The following is a 13,878-nucleotide window of genomic DNA, read 5'->3' as shown; positions in this document are numbered from 1 at the left end:
CAAAAGGCTGACCGTCCTGTTTTACACAGAAGCGGTCAGCCTTTTTGCACTGGATATCCGCGGGGAGAACCGCCCCCGATTCGGTTTATGCTTCTCCACGCAAAGCGTTTGGGCATGTAGATGCCACTCTGTAAGCCAGGCGCGTTTTTCAAGCGTTTTGAATCAGATCGACTGTTTTCGTAAAAACGGCGCCTTCCGTGACCACTTTTTTCAAATGGTCCAACAGTCCCTGAATGGATTGGGCAGGCACGATACATTCCACGACGACGGGCAGCTGCTCACTGAGAGAAAAGAAGGATTGCTTATGAATCACGTGATCTTTCCCATACCCAGCGACGCCTTTGGTTATCGTGGCCCAAATGACCCCTTTGTTTTGCAGAAACCGCAGGACCTTATCATACTCGGATTCCTTAAACCAGGAATTCTGCTGCTTTGTATAGATCTTCACCACAAAATAATCGGATGTTTCCATGCCGGCTTCCTCCACTCCGTGTACCACACTGATCTGTCCATGAGGCAACTGCCGCATCAGCTCCGGTTTGATTCGATCAACCGTGTCCATATCCGTGATGCTTTCCAAAATGACGGGCAGATCGTTGCATTCCGTATCCGCCAAAACAGGCGCGTGAACCATGCCCCGATAATCCAGGCTCATTTCACCGCGGCGGATCGTCAAGCCCGGCAGCCCTTCCTTCCACAAAAAGGTTTTCACCCAGTCGTAAACTCCTTGGGAATGAGGAAGATCCTGTTCGCCGACGACGATTCGAAGCAGGCATCTCATCGTATCAAACCACCCTTTCCTATCTTCACGATACGGCTTTTGCGATTGTTCCGCCCAGCCAGCAGAAAAACAACGCCAAAAACAGATTCAGGCACACATTCACAGCCATCCACCCGAATTTCCCTTCAACGAAGAATTGCACCGATTCATAACTGAAGGTGGAAAAGGTGGTCAACCCGCCCATAACGCCGGTGGTCAGAAAAAGCCTGGTTTCCGTCGAAATGGGCCAAAACGTCATACTTGCCTGCATGATAAAGCCAATGAGCAGTCCCCCGGCAACATTGACGATCAGCGTTCCAACCGGAAACACGCCCAACGTGCGTGCTGTCCATGTACTGATTGCATACCGCAGAGCGCCGCCAAGAAAGCTTCCCACTCCCACAAACAACAATCTTTGAATCTCCATATCTCAGTTGTCCCCCACCTTTAAAGTCCAACAACACAACCTTAAAAAACAACTCCTACTTTAAACAATAAAGTAGGAGCCATCAACATCCGCGTACATTGCGGCGAATTCCTTCGCCTATATGTTACATCATAAGCCATCTTGGTGATTTTGTAAACATATTTTTGGCTGACTGCATCTGAAATATAGACGCGTATTTCTCGTTTTGAACAGCAGCCGGCCGCCTATCCGTCCGCAACGTGCAACCGGCATGCGCTCAAGCGGGCGGAAGGCGAGGCGACGGCACCTGTGCCATATCCCGCGCAGATCGGAAAACCGGATCGAGCGGGCACCACAACCGACTTATGGCGGATCTCCGGGCGCGACGCAAGCATCCCGCGCCTGCATCGTCGAACAAGAGGACGGCATGGCCGCCTTTCTTGGCCTGCGAGCGCGCTTAGGGTATATTCTAAACGCAGAACCACATACTTGTAAGGTGGAAGCGCAATGAGCGCGCGCCGGATATGGACAAACGCCCGGCGCACTCCAGCGGCCAATACCGGTGAGTTTGAAAGCGGTACAGCCAAATAGCGCGATGTGCACAGACCGTCATCTTTATGTGAAAAAAGTATATACATTTTTTCTAAAAAGTATTTACATTACATTCGAAAAGGTGTACAATAATGTCACTGGATAAAGGGCCTTATTCAGACAAATTGCTCAAGAACCATTTTACGGAGTTTATGGAAGGGGAAGATATCAGTATGGGTAATGCTGGTGCAAAAGCAGAAAAAATGTCATTCATTGACAAATTCACGATCTTTGCTCAAAAGTTGGGGGCACAGGTTCATCTACGTTCGTTGCGCGATGCGTTCGCAACGGCAATTCCAATTTTCATTCTCGCCGGTATCGCCGTTTTAATCAACAACGTTGTACTTTTACCAACCGGATTCCTGTCGCATATCATCAGCCCGGAAGTTTTAACGACCTGGCAGGGATGGGGCAACACCGTCACCAATGCAACGTTGAGTCTCTCATCGCCTCTGATCGCAGTGGCCATCGCATATCACTTGTCAATGAATAAGCGTTTTGACAACCCAATCGCGGCAGTAATCGGCGTCTTCGCCTGCACGATGGCGATGCTCCCGCTGACGGCACATGTAACGCCGTTGGGCGCCACGAAAGCCATTGCGGTGTCTGGTGCGATTGCGTATGCGCAAATCGGTACGCAGGCTATGTTCACCGGCATTATCGTCGGCCTTGTCGGCACGGAATTGTTTATGGCCCTCTCCCGCTCCAAGAAACTGCGGATCAATTTGGGAGACAACATTCCGCCGGCTGTTTCAAAATCATTCAACATGATGATCCCGACGATGCTGTTGATCTCCATTTTTGCTTTCGGCTCATTCCTTATTCAGGCATTTCTTCATACGGACTTCGTTTCTTTGGTCGCCATGATCATCCAGGAACCCCTGCGGCGCGTAAACACGAGTCTGCCCGGCTATCTGCTGATTTTGTCCTGCGCGAACCTGCTGTTCACCTTCGGGATTCATCAGGCGGTTCTGTCCGGCAGTCTGCTCGATCCTCTTCTGCTCATCAATATGAATCTGAATACCGCCGCCTATGCGGCGCACCACACCATTCCCACAATCATTAACACGTCGTTCCATAATACGTTTGGTTTGATCGGCGGTTCCGGATGCACGCTTTCCCTGCTCATCGCCGTCTTTGTATTCGGACGGTCTCAGGTCAATAAGGATGTTGGCAAACTGGCCATCGCACCTGGTTTGTTCAATATCAACGAACCTGTTATCTTCGGCTTGCCGATCGTCTTTAATATCCCGATGATTATCCCGTTCATTCTGGCTCCGGTCATGGGTACAACCATTGCCTATTTTGCAACAGCGTTGCATCTGATCAGTCCCTGCGTTATTTTCCTGCCATGGACGACGCCTCCGCTGATTGCTCCGTTCCTGGCCACCGCAGGCGATTGGCGTGCCGTTGTTCTTCAAGTCATTGTCATTGCACTGCAGGTAATGCTCTATCTGCCATTCCTGAAAATCAGCGAGCGTATTCAGCGAAATGAAATGGAAATGATAGAAAAGGAAAAAACTGCTGAAGCGCATTCTGCCGAAAACGCGTAAAGAAAGGGCGATAAACATGATAAAAATTTTATTGACTTGCAACGCCGGTATGTCCACAAGCATTATGGTGAAAAAAATTCAGCAAGAGGCAAATGCCCGGAGTATTGAGGCCGAGGTCTGGGCCGTGCCCGAAGTCAGCCTCAACGAAGAATGGCACAAAGCCGACGTTATCCTGCTTGGGCCGCAGGTTTCCTTCCTGGAAAAAGAAGTGAAAAATATCACCAAAGGTCAAATACCCGTAGGTGTGATCAATATGCTGCATTACGGGCGTATGGATGGCAAAGCGGTCCTGGATCAGGCACTGAAACTGTTGGGGGAATAAAAAAACATGGCAACTGAAGAACAAATTTTTACAATCATCAGTGCAACCGGCACAGCCAAGAGCATGTACATGAAGGCACTCGATGAATATAAAAAGAACAATGTTGAGCAAGCCGAAAAATTGATGAAAGAGGGGGATCAGTGTCTGGTCGACGGACACAAGATTCACAGCGGCCTGGTTCAAGAGGAGGCATCCGGTAATGCGCAGGATGTTTCTCTGATCCTTGTGCACGCGGAAGATCAATTTATGAGTGCAGAAACAATTAAAACAATGGTGAAAGAGTTCATGGCAGTATACAGCGAACTGAATACGCTCAGGCAATCTGCAACTCAAAACAAATAATATAGCAAATAAAGCATGCGGGTTGTACTGGTTTCGTTCTTTGAAACGTGGTTCTTCTTGCATGCTTTTGCTATGTTTGCGTACTGAAACGACATACCGTTCTACTCAAATGGAAGAAAGGAAGGCAAATCGCAATGGGAAATGCTTTTAAGCCGGATTTTTTGTGGGGAAATTCCGTCTCTTCTATGCAAACGGAAGGCGCTGTTCATGAAGGGGGAAAAGGTCCTTCCATATACGATGATCCGGAATTATGCGTTCGCGGGAAATCTTCCGATTGGGTCGTGGCAATCGACGACTATCACCGTTATGATGAAGACATTGCCCTTATGGCCGGCATGCACATGAATTGCTACCGTTTTTCCATTTCCTGGTCCCGTGTTTTTCCGGAAGGAGACGGAGAAGTCAACCCGGAGGGTCTGGCCTTTTATGACAGCCTGATTGACCGGCTTCTTGAGCACCATATTGAACCGATGATTTGCCTCTATCATTTTGACATGCCTGCCCACCTGGCAAGGGAATACAACGGCTTTTCCTCCCGATATGTTGTAAACGCCTTTGTCAAATATGGCCAAACGATCATCGACCGCTATAAGGACAAAGTGAAATATTGGCTGACATTCAACGAACAGAACTTGTTCGGAACGGACCCGTCCATAGGCGGCAGCTATTTGCCTGTCAATGAGCGGAATTTGTACCAGACAAACCATAACGCACTGGTTGCCCACGCGAGGGTTGTCCGCTATTTGCATGAACATGCAAAAAATGCGGTGATCGGCGGCATGATCGCTTATCAACTGGTCTATCCGGCATCCGCTTCGCCAAACGATCAACTGATCGCCCAGGAGATCGATGAGCGCCTGAACCAGTTTTATCTGAATGTATACAGTCATGGAAAATATCCGGAATATATGTTAGAATATCTGAAAAAGCATGGTTGCCTTCCAAAGTTCGAAGCGACGGATGTGGACGACTTGCTAATGGGGAAAGTGGACTTTCTCGCTTTCAGTTACTATAGCAGCACCACGATCAGTGCAAATAAAATACCCGTCAATATGCCGGTTTACCGCTATAAAGAGTTTGGTCTTGTCGATAATCCATTTACCGGTACGACAGAATGGAATTGGCAGATCGATCCGGTCGGTTTCCGCTTGATTCTCGACAGAATGTCCATTCGCTATGGACTTCCGGTTTTCCCCATTGAAAACGGGATCGGCGTTGACGAAACAGCAATAGACGATGAGATGATCCTGGATGATTATCGTATCGCATATCACCGCCAGCATCTTGAACAATTGCAAAAGGCCGTTACGGAAGACGGTGTGGATTGCATGGGGTATCTGACCTGGGCGGCCATTGACATTTTAAGCTCTGCCGGTCAAATGAAAAAGCGGTATGGATTCGTTTATGTGAATCGTGATGAAACAGACATAAAAGATCTAAAGCGAATCCCCAAAAAGAGCTATTATTGGTTTGCGCAGGTTGCGCAAACCAACGGACAAAATTTAGGCTAAAGTCAAATTGGAGGGAGCATATATGATTCAATATTCAAAAATTGCAAAAGTGATAGAGGAAAGAATTAAGAACCATATATACCCTCCCTTTATGAAAATTCCAACCCAGCAGCAATTGGCTGATGAATTCGGCACAAGTCGGATGACGGTAAAAAAGGCGATTGATTCACTCATCTATTTGGGCCTTCTGGTAAGCATTCGTGGTTCCGGTACATATGTGATGTCAAACCCGATTGCAAATGAACTCGATTTCAGCGGTAAGTCTTATCTGGGCCTTTCTGCAACCATGCAGGGAAAAGGAAGAAATCTGTCGAGTAAAGTCATTGCATTTGAGCATGTTTTCCCGGATAATTTACAGCAAAAAAGGCTGCTGTTGAACGAAACGGATCCCGTCTACCGAATCATACGTCTTCGCTGCTTGGATGGAGAACCCTACACGCTCGAATATACTCATATGCCGATCGGTATCATCCCCGGGTTGAACGCCGAGGTCTTAACACATTCGATTTATTCGTATATTCAGAATGATCTTGGTTTGAGAATCGGGAGCAGCTATCGAGTTATCCGGGCCAATATCCCCGATGCATATGACAGAAAATACCTGGAATGTTCCGACAATGACCCGGTATTGGAAATTGAACAGGTTGTCTATTTAGACAACGGCATGCCCTTTGAATATTCCCGATCCCGTCATCGCTATGATAAGGGCGGGGTTTCGGTCAACAACCAGGTCACACAAATGGATAAAACCTTTACTTGGAAAAAGAAGGATTTTTGATAACGAAAAATCAACAACACCGACGTTTTTTCTTCATTTGAAATCTATTTCACGTCAGGAGGAAATCATACCATGCAGACATACACATTTCCAGATCATTTTTGGTGGGGATCAGCAGCAAGCGGACCGCAGACCGAAGGGCGATTCGATGGAGACGGAAAAGGCGAGAACATCTGGGATTACTGGTATCAAAAAGAGCCGGAACATTTCTTCAATCGTGTCGGTCCCGATAAGACGTCGCAGTTTTATAAAATGTTCAAGGACGATGTCCGGCTGATGAAGGAAATCGGCCATAACACATTCCGAACGAGTATTCAATGGAGCCGCTTGATCCCAAACGGCACCGGAGCCGTCAACCCGGATGCCGTGCGCTTCTATAACGAGGTAATCGACACGTTGATTGCAAACGGCATTGAGCCGTTTATCAATCTTTACCATTTTGATATGCCCTATCCCCTTCAGGAGAAAGGCGGATGGCTTGATCCCGCGACAGTCGACGCCTATGTTGCGTATGCGGCGACATGCTTTGAATTGTTTGGCGACCGCGTCAAAAAATGGTTTACATTCAATGAGCCGATCGTCTGCGTTGAGGGCGGTTACCTGTACCAATTCCATTATCCCAATGAAGTAAACATGGCTCATGCGGTAACTGTGGGCTACCATGAGATTCTGGCCAGCGCGCGGGCCATCCAGAAATATCACGCCGGGAACTATGACGGGGAGATCGGAATTATTCTGAATCTGACGCCAAGCTATCCGCGTGATGCCAGCAACCCGGACGACAAAAAGGCCTCCGTCCTGGCCGACGCCTTTTTTAACCGTTCTTTTCTTGACCCGGCAGTCAAGGGAACGTTTCCTATAGAACTCGTGGAAATCCTCAAGGAGCTTGATTTGGTTCCCGAATCCGCTACCGAAGAGAACGTAGCCATTATCGCTGAAAACACGGTCGATTTGCTAGGAGTCAACTATTATCAACCGCGGCGTGTGAAAGCAAAAGAATCCGAAGAGGGTTCTGTCCATCCTATGCCGGACGACTATTTCGATTATTATATTCTTCCCGGGCGCAAGATGAACCCTTATCGCGGCTGGGAAATCTATGAAAAAGGGATTTACGATATCTTGATCAATCTTCGCGATAACTATGACAACATCCGTTGCTTCATTTCCGAAAACGGGATGGGCGTCGAAGGCGAAGAGCGATTCAAAAATGCCGACGGCGTAATCGAGGACGATTATCGCATTGCGTTCGTAAAAGATCATTTGCGCTATGTGCATCAGGCGATTCAAGAAGGCAGCGCCGTTCAGGGGTATCATATGTGGACCTGCATGGATAACTGGTCCTGGACGAACGCTTACAAAAACCGCTATGGATTCATATCGGTCGATCTGGATCAGGACGGAAAACGGACGATCAAAAAAAGCGGTCGTTGGTTCAAGCAGCTTGCGGATGCCAACGGTTTTTCCGACCATGACTAAACGTGCCTTTCCACACTCGTCTTTTGCGTAAACCTTCTTAAATAAACCCACTCGGCAAATGATCCACCCAAACGGGCAAACGCCGGCAGGAAGGATTCGGGAGATACGATGCCAATCAAGCTAATCGCCCTGGACATGGACGGAACAACTTTGAAAGACGACCACTTCACCATTTCACGCAAAAATCGCCGGGCCATTCAGAGGGCGATTGCACAAGGGATTTGGGTTGTGCCGGCTACCGGTCGCTATTTACAGGGTATTCCCCGCTCCATCCGGACGATCTCGGGAGTACGCTATGCCATCACCTCAAACGGCGCCTGTGTTACCGACCTGTATGGAGGGAAACCCATCCACACCAACCTGATTCCTTTGGAAACGGCAACGGAAATTCTTGCGGTTACGCGCCAATTCAACACATTCACCGAAGTTTACCGTGATGGAAAAGCCTATACACAGCGCGGCACTGCTCCCCCGGTTCTTCGAGACAAACTGTATTTTCCTCTGCTTTCGCTGTTTCTGCGTCGCGAAAAAGTGGATGACCTGATCCGTTTTGTGTGCGGCACCGGCGCAAGCATTGAAAAAATTGAACTGCTGATGGAAAACAGCAGTTTGAAGCGGCAACTCGAAAAAAAACTGGAACCTTATGCACTTTCGGTTACGACGTCCGGCATGAACACCCTTGAGATCACCAACAGCGGAACCAGCAAGGGAGCCGCTCTGGAACAGCTCTGCACTCATCTCGCCATCAAACGGGAAGAGGTGATGGCAATGGGCGACAACTGCAACGATCTGGAAATGCTGGATTGGGCCGGTCTCGGCGTTTCCGTTGAGAATGGCGATCCCATGGTCAAAGATGCGGCCGATTTTGTCACATTCCGCAACAATCAGGACGGGGTTGCATACGCCATCGAGCGGTTCGCTCTCTCCTGAGTTATGCCCACGGTTGGCCTTGGCTCCGGCAAGTGTGGAACTCTATCCAGACAGCGCGTATGGATACGGTCAATTTATCGTCGATGTTTCTTTCTGTAATACTCAATAGCATTGTTGCGGCCGCAGCGGCGGCCAAACAAAACAAATTGGAAGTATACAGTCGATTATTGGAAAAGAGGGAATAAGCTATGCTTTACGCGGTTGGCATCGACCTGGGCGGAACGAACATCGCCGCAGGTATCGTCAACGAAAACTATGAAATCCTTGAGAAAAAGAGCGTTCCCACCGGCGCCGAGCGGCCATGGCAGGAGATTGTGGCCGATATGGCCGACCTGGTCAACGCGGTGATCCAGCAGGCAGGCCTTGCGGCGACAGACTGTGTGGGTGTGGGTATCGGCAGCCCGGGCACCTGCGACAGCGACACCGGCGAGGTTGTATACTCCAACAACATTCGCTGGGAGCATATACCGCTTGCCCCGGAGATGACCCGGCTCACCGGACTGCCGTGCAGCATCAGCAATGACGCCAACTGCGCCGCATTGGGCGAAGTGGTGGCCGGTGCAGCAAAAGGATGCCGGAACGTTATCCTGATTACGTTGGGAACCGGCGTGGGCGGCGGTATCATCATCGACGGCAATATCTACGAGGGCACTCAAAGTGCCGGCGCCGAACTGGGACATACCACATTGGAAATGGGTGGCGCGCATTGCACCTGCGGGCGCGAGGGTTGCGCCGAAGCTTACGCTTCGGCCACCGCACTTATCCGCCAGGCAACGGAAGCAGCGGCGACCCACCCGGAAAGCCTGCTGGCAAAGGGAGAGATCTCTGCCCTGACAGTCTATGACGCCATGCGTGCGGGCGACCCCGTCGCCGTCGAGGTGGTGGCAAACTATGAGCGGTATCTGGGCGAGACCATCGTGAATATGGTCAACATCTTCCGGCCGGAAACGCTTCTCATCGGCGGCGGTGTCTCCGGAGAAGGCGCGCCGTTAGCCGACCGTTTGAGCGATTATGTGCGTCAGCATTGTTTCGGCGGTGACCATAGCTTCGTCACGCCGGTAAAAATAGCCGCGCTGGGCAACCGGGCAGGTATTGTGGGCGCAGCGGCCCTGCGTCTGCACGGCAGTTCCCGGGAACCGCTGAAGCTCTCCCCTGCTTTCAAGGATTACCTCTGGGGCGGCAACCGGCTGAAAACGGATTTTCACAAAAAAACCAGCCTTTCGCCGCTCGCGGAAAGCTGGGAACTGAGCGCCCATCCGGACGGCCCCTCTATAATCCAAAACGGCGCCTTTGCCGGTAAAACACTGCCCGAATATCTCAAGGCGGAACCCACGGCGGCAGGCAGCAAGGCTGCGGGCGGAACGTTCCCCATACTCATCAAGCTGATCGACGCAGCACGTGCGCTCTCCATCCAGGTGCATCCCAACGACGAATATGCACAACGGGTAGAGGGCGAGCCCGGCAAAACGGAAATGTGGTACATTGTGGACGCCGCACCGGATGCGTTCTTGTATTACGGCTTCAAGCATGAAGTTACCCGGGATGAAGTGGAACGACGCATCGCCGACGGTACGCTGACCGAACTGCTCAATGCGGCTCCCGTACACAAGGGCGACGTCTTCTTCATTGAGAGCGGGACGGTGCACGCCATCGGCGCGGGCATCCTGACCGCCGAAATCCAGCAGAGCTCCAACACGACCTACCGTATGTTTGACTATAATCGACTGGGGGCGGACGGGAAACCGCGTACCCTTCATGTGCAGAAAGCGCTGGATGTGGCGCATCTGGCGCCGCCCACTCATCCCGTGGGCCCTACAGAGCCGCCCGTCGCCCTGCCGGACGGCGAGGAAACCACCCTTGCCGCATGTCCGTATTTTTCGGTAAAACGCTTACGCGTATCGGGCTGCATCGAGGGCACCGTCACAGCGGACAGTTTTGTCTCTCTGCTTTGCCTGAATGGGCAGGGTGCGTTGCTGTATGACGGCAAAGCCACCGCGTTTGAAAAGGGCGACAGCCTGTTTCTCCCCGCAAACATGGGCGGATACAAGATTGCCGGACATGCGGAACTGCTTGTTACCACCAGATAATGCAGGCGATTCCTGCGCCCGCATCCGGCTTATTGCCGCTTGCACACGTCCCATGCGCATTGGCGTCGGCGTACGGCTTTTGAAAAAAACCGAAGCTCCCCCCGCCGCACAGCAAAGGAAACGACACGGAGACCATATTCCTGCCGGGATGGTTCCAGGCAGATGCTGATACTATAAAAAGCGCAGATGCCAGAGCACCGATCCGGTGCTTAGCATCTGCGCTTTTTCTTACGTATGTACCTTTGGCATTCAAAAGCCGTGCCCGCGGATCGGTAAGACTACGCGACCCCCAGAGCACGCAACGTTTCGTAGCAATTGGAAATGGGGTGGTAGTCGGTCTTGGTCAATGGGCTTTTCACATCGCTTAACCGGACTCCTTCGCGGCTCAAAATATTGTACCACCCGCCGTATACCGTGTCGATCAGATGAGACCAGCAATAAGAAAACATCACCGTGTAGGTTTCCCAAGAGCACTCGCTGCCCGGACGGACGGCCCGCAGTGCGGACGCCCCAATCGCCTCGGCCTGCACCCAGTGCATTTTGCGGGGATCGATCACATCCCACTGAGGGGAAAGCAGGTAAAAGATGCCGCCGTACTCCTCATCCGCTCCACGACTGAACCCGGCACGGTAAAGAAAATCGGAACGCTCCCGCATCCAGCTTTCGTGCGCATAGCGATCTAGGATCAGCAGAAGCTTGCTCCATTCAATCTGATGACCCGGCACGAACCCTGTTGGGCGGAACTGCACAAGGAATGGATCCCGCTCAATATAAGTCCAGTCAATGCTCCAGTCCGGGTAGAAATTTTCCCAGATCCAACCGTCCGACTGCGACGCAAGCCCAACCGTCACATTCTGCGCAAGGGTGTGGGCGCGAGCAAGATATTTCGATTCACCAGTCGCTTCATAGGCGGCAATCATGGCTTCGCACAGATGCATGTTTGCGTTCTGCCCGCGGTAGGGGGATACTTTCGACCAGTCCGCGCTCATCTGATCCCGGTACAGGCCATAGCGCGGCTCCCAGAAATGCTCCTCCAGCACGTCGTAGGTATAGGAAACGATCCGCTCCGCCTGCAGAAAGCCCGCACTTGCCGCCCGCGCCGCCGCGAGCAGCACAAAAGCGTGGCCATATGCGAATTTGGTTGCATCCGTCACCTGCCGGTTCCGGAGCATCCAGTAATACCCGCCGTTCACCGGATCGAGATGATACCGCTGCAGGTAGTGGATGCCCCTTTCCAACCCGCGCTTATACCAGGCAGGTTGCCGGCCCAATATCAATCCGATGCTGAAGTCATAGATAAACCGAGTGGTGCTGACGAGATGCTTATTATACGGATCGCAGATGGTTCCGTCATCCAGAAAACAGTTATAATAGCCTTCATTTGCATCGTCCATGCAGCGGGGATAATAAAAATTCAGAATACTGAAAACTTGGCTTTTCAACCACGCCGGGTTTTGAAAACAGTCCGGGGCCAATATGGTTTCCATGCCATTGCCTCTCTTATGGCTGCATGGGAGCGTTGCCCACGCGGAGAATCCACCTTGTGTCTGCTCACACATTTCCCGGTACCTTGACTGTGGGTATTGCATATCCATGATGCTACCTCCCGTATCATTTCTTTTTCAGTATATGCCGAACCGAAGTGGACACGCATCTTGACGGACTTGCACTGCACCGTTCTTAAATCAACCAGCGGATGGCTTTCATCATTTCCGACAAATTTCCATCTGTTTGGATAGCCGTATTGATTCCCCTGCCGGGCAAGAAAGCGTTACCCGCCGTCCGGATAATCAAAGAGGCTTTGGGCATCCCTTTGCATGTATGTCTGCTGGACAGTCTGCTCCATCTTGTTGGCAAAACGTCCGCAACGACAGCGCTTGTACTTTCCACCATCACGCTAAGTGGCGCCGCAATTCAATAATTGGAAAAAACAGCAGGTGCGAATGGCTATTTTGTATCGCTTGCCATTTTAGATGTAATTGGTGCAACTCTCGGAAATCGGATACCGAATCACATGAATGAATTGGCAACGATCTTCTGCGTACTTGTGCTTTCCGGTCTCAGTGCGCTTATTAAAATCAAGTCCTCAATGGACACACAACCGGATAAGGCAACAAAAACGGGGGCGATTGCAATACCAATCGGCTTGACATCTGGATTGGTGACCGAAACAATCGCCTATCCATCACGTAGCCTGGTATAGACTGGGGCAAGATATTTGTTTACGTATTGGAAAAATAATCTAACAATATGCTTAGAGTAAACAAAATATTGGATTTTTAAGCGATGTATTTTTTTTCGTTTGCGGACCGAAAGAGGCAGGAGACATAAAAATGCCCCCGAATAGAGGCTCGTGGCAACAGATCCATCCGGTACACCCTTAAAGGCGCCGCCACAGGAAACAGGCCCTTATATGGTTTTGATTTATGGGAAAACGGGGATTGTTGATTCAACTGCCCCCCGCGACTATATTGAGAAGAGCGGTTCGTTGATTATGAGCGCAAAAAAGGAACGTCCTTTTTAACGTCCCTCATCGCAGCTTTTTGAATCGTATGGGTTTTTGACCAGAAAACAATTAGACCGGAACACCCGACGGGCACCATTGCAAAGCATAAGCCCATCATCCTGGAAAACAACTGCCCCAACGCTTTCCAACGAATTGCTTGCATCAAACACCATCGTCATTCGCAGATTGCAAAGCTTCCAGGCTGTCAACCGGCATCCACAGGCGGTTTTACCTGCTCATTCGATTGTTCTGATTTGGCAATGGAGAAAGATGGACGGTTTCCTCATTTATATACATTTCTTCCGCCATCTGCTGCACTTCCTCAAGTTCTTCAATCACATCCGTAATTTTATTAAAAAGCGTCAAATACATTTTTCGATAATCGGCCATTCCAACGTCTCCCATCTTACACAAATGCGAAGAACATCCATTACAAGTTATAACAAACCCATCATCAATGACCGGAGAATTCCAATGTCAAAACTCGAAAAATCCATCACAGCGAAAATCAACTTGTTTAAAATAGCCGCACAAAGGCCGCTATGAAACAGAAAAGCAACGAAAAACCGCGTTCATATGCCCGGCATACGATAAAGCCACCGTCGCTTATCTGGAA

Annotated in this window: 13 protein-coding genes; 9 read left to right on the top strand and 4 right to left on the bottom strand. The window is 50.4% G+C overall.

All coding sequences use genetic code 11. The annotated features are described in order from the left end of the window. Window positions 1-148 precede the first annotated feature (148 nt). Both ETHHA_RS04315 and crcB read right to left on the bottom strand, forming a co-directional pair. The gene (locus tag ETHHA_RS04315) at window positions 149-781 is read right to left on the bottom strand and encodes a DUF190 domain-containing protein (RefSeq protein WP_013484784.1); all 633 of its coding nucleotides are present in this window, start codon (window positions 779-781) and stop codon (window positions 149-151) included. A 25-nt stretch (window positions 782-806) separates the two neighbouring features. Next, the gene (gene crcB / locus ETHHA_RS04310) at window positions 807-1,187 is read right to left on the bottom strand and encodes a fluoride efflux transporter CrcB (protein ID WP_013484783.1); all 381 of its coding nucleotides are present in this window, start codon (window positions 1,185-1,187) and stop codon (window positions 807-809) included. Window positions 1,188-1,849: 662 nt separating this feature from the next. Between crcB and ETHHA_RS04305 the strand changes: the two genes are divergently transcribed. The 8 genes from ETHHA_RS04305 (at window position 1,850) to ETHHA_RS14975 (ending at window position 10,756) form a co-directional block, all read left to right on the top strand. Continuing rightward, window positions 1,850-3,310: a PTS sugar transporter subunit IIC gene (locus ETHHA_RS04305; RefSeq protein ID WP_242822094.1), complete on the top strand. Its 1,461-nt coding sequence runs from the start codon at window positions 1,850-1,852 to the stop codon at window positions 3,308-3,310. A 16-nt stretch (window positions 3,311-3,326) separates the two neighbouring features. Then, window positions 3,327-3,632, top strand: a complete 306-nt coding sequence (locus ETHHA_RS04300; RefSeq protein WP_013484781.1) for a PTS sugar transporter subunit IIB — start codon at window positions 3,327-3,329, stop codon at window positions 3,630-3,632. Window positions 3,633-3,638: 6 nt separating this feature from the next. Then, a complete protein-coding gene (locus tag ETHHA_RS04295) occupies window positions 3,639-3,974 on the top strand; it encodes a PTS sugar transporter subunit IIA (protein WP_013484780.1) in 336 nt (111 codons plus the stop codon). Between the two features lie 134 nt (window positions 3,975-4,108). Beyond that, window positions 4,109-5,485, top strand: a complete 1,377-nt coding sequence (locus ETHHA_RS04290) for a glycoside hydrolase family 1 protein (protein WP_013484779.1) — start codon at window positions 4,109-4,111, stop codon at window positions 5,483-5,485. A 22-nt stretch (window positions 5,486-5,507) separates the two neighbouring features. Further along, window positions 5,508-6,263: a GntR family transcriptional regulator gene (locus tag ETHHA_RS04285; protein ID WP_013484778.1), complete on the top strand. Its 756-nt coding sequence runs from the start codon at window positions 5,508-5,510 to the stop codon at window positions 6,261-6,263. A gap of 72 nt (window positions 6,264-6,335) precedes the next feature. Continuing rightward, window positions 6,336-7,739, top strand: coding sequence for a glycoside hydrolase family 1 protein (locus ETHHA_RS04280; protein WP_013484777.1), 1,404 nt, complete (start codon window positions 6,336-6,338; stop codon window positions 7,737-7,739). 108 nt (window positions 7,740-7,847) lie between these two features. Further along, window positions 7,848-8,669: a Cof-type HAD-IIB family hydrolase gene (locus tag ETHHA_RS04275; RefSeq protein ID WP_013484776.1), complete on the top strand. Its 822-nt coding sequence runs from the start codon at window positions 7,848-7,850 to the stop codon at window positions 8,667-8,669. A 188-nt stretch (window positions 8,670-8,857) separates the two neighbouring features. After that, on the top strand, window positions 8,858-10,756 hold the full coding sequence (locus ETHHA_RS14975; protein WP_013484775.1) for a type I phosphomannose isomerase catalytic subunit: 1,899 nt from the start codon (window positions 8,858-8,860) through the stop codon (window positions 10,754-10,756). Window positions 10,757-11,034: 278 nt separating this feature from the next. Here the strand turns inward: ETHHA_RS14975 and ETHHA_RS04260 are convergent, their stop codons facing one another. Then, on the bottom strand, window positions 11,035-12,243 hold the full coding sequence (locus ETHHA_RS04260; RefSeq protein WP_041686643.1) for an AGE family epimerase/isomerase: 1,209 nt from the start codon (window positions 12,241-12,243) through the stop codon (window positions 11,035-11,037). Between the two features lie 434 nt (window positions 12,244-12,677). Between ETHHA_RS04260 and ETHHA_RS15435 the strand changes: the two genes are divergently transcribed. Beyond that, window positions 12,678-12,959 (top strand): hypothetical protein, encoded by a 282-nt coding sequence (locus ETHHA_RS15435; RefSeq protein WP_137143841.1) that lies wholly within the window; start codon window positions 12,678-12,680, stop codon window positions 12,957-12,959. Window positions 12,960-13,490: 531 nt separating this feature from the next. Here ETHHA_RS15435 and ETHHA_RS15790 read toward each other — a convergent pair. After that, on the bottom strand, window positions 13,491-13,652 hold the full coding sequence (locus tag ETHHA_RS15790) for a hypothetical protein (RefSeq protein ID WP_013484773.1): 162 nt from the start codon (window positions 13,650-13,652) through the stop codon (window positions 13,491-13,493). Window positions 13,653-13,878: the final 226 nt, after the last annotated feature.

The sequence above is a fragment of the Ethanoligenens harbinense YUAN-3 genome (assembly GCF_000178115.2).
Taxonomy (GTDB): domain Bacteria; phylum Bacillota; class Clostridia; order Oscillospirales; family Ethanoligenentaceae; genus Ethanoligenens; species Ethanoligenens harbinense.
The sequence above is the reverse complement of the archived record's forward strand: the minus strand, read 5'-3'. Positions and strand labels throughout refer to the sequence as shown.

Coding starts and splice junctions, on each gene's coding strand:
- ETHHA_RS04315 (WP_013484784.1), bottom strand. CDS start 781: ATGAGATGCCTGCTTCGAATCGTCGTCGGCGAACAGGATCTTCCTCAT.
- crcB (WP_013484783.1), bottom strand. CDS start 1,187: ATGGAGATTCAAAGATTGTTGTTTGTGGGAGTGGGAAGCTTTCTTGGC.
- ETHHA_RS04305 (WP_242822094.1), top strand. CDS start 1,850: ATGTCACTGGATAAAGGGCCTTATTCAGACAAATTGCTCAAGAACCAT.
- ETHHA_RS04300 (WP_013484781.1), top strand. CDS start 3,327: ATGATAAAAATTTTATTGACTTGCAACGCCGGTATGTCCACAAGCATT.
- ETHHA_RS04295 (WP_013484780.1), top strand. CDS start 3,639: ATGGCAACTGAAGAACAAATTTTTACAATCATCAGTGCAACCGGCACA.
- ETHHA_RS04290 (WP_013484779.1), top strand. CDS start 4,109: ATGGGAAATGCTTTTAAGCCGGATTTTTTGTGGGGAAATTCCGTCTCT.
- ETHHA_RS04285 (WP_013484778.1), top strand. CDS start 5,508: ATGATTCAATATTCAAAAATTGCAAAAGTGATAGAGGAAAGAATTAAG.
- ETHHA_RS04280 (WP_013484777.1), top strand. CDS start 6,336: ATGCAGACATACACATTTCCAGATCATTTTTGGTGGGGATCAGCAGCA.
- ETHHA_RS04275 (WP_013484776.1), top strand. CDS start 7,848: ATGCCAATCAAGCTAATCGCCCTGGACATGGACGGAACAACTTTGAAA.
- ETHHA_RS14975 (WP_013484775.1), top strand. CDS start 8,858: ATGCTTTACGCGGTTGGCATCGACCTGGGCGGAACGAACATCGCCGCA.
- ETHHA_RS04260 (WP_041686643.1), bottom strand. CDS start 12,243: ATGGAAACCATATTGGCCCCGGACTGTTTTCAAAACCCGGCGTGGTTG.
- ETHHA_RS15790 (WP_013484773.1), bottom strand. CDS start 13,652: ATGGCCGATTATCGAAAAATGTATTTGACGCTTTTTAATAAAATTACG.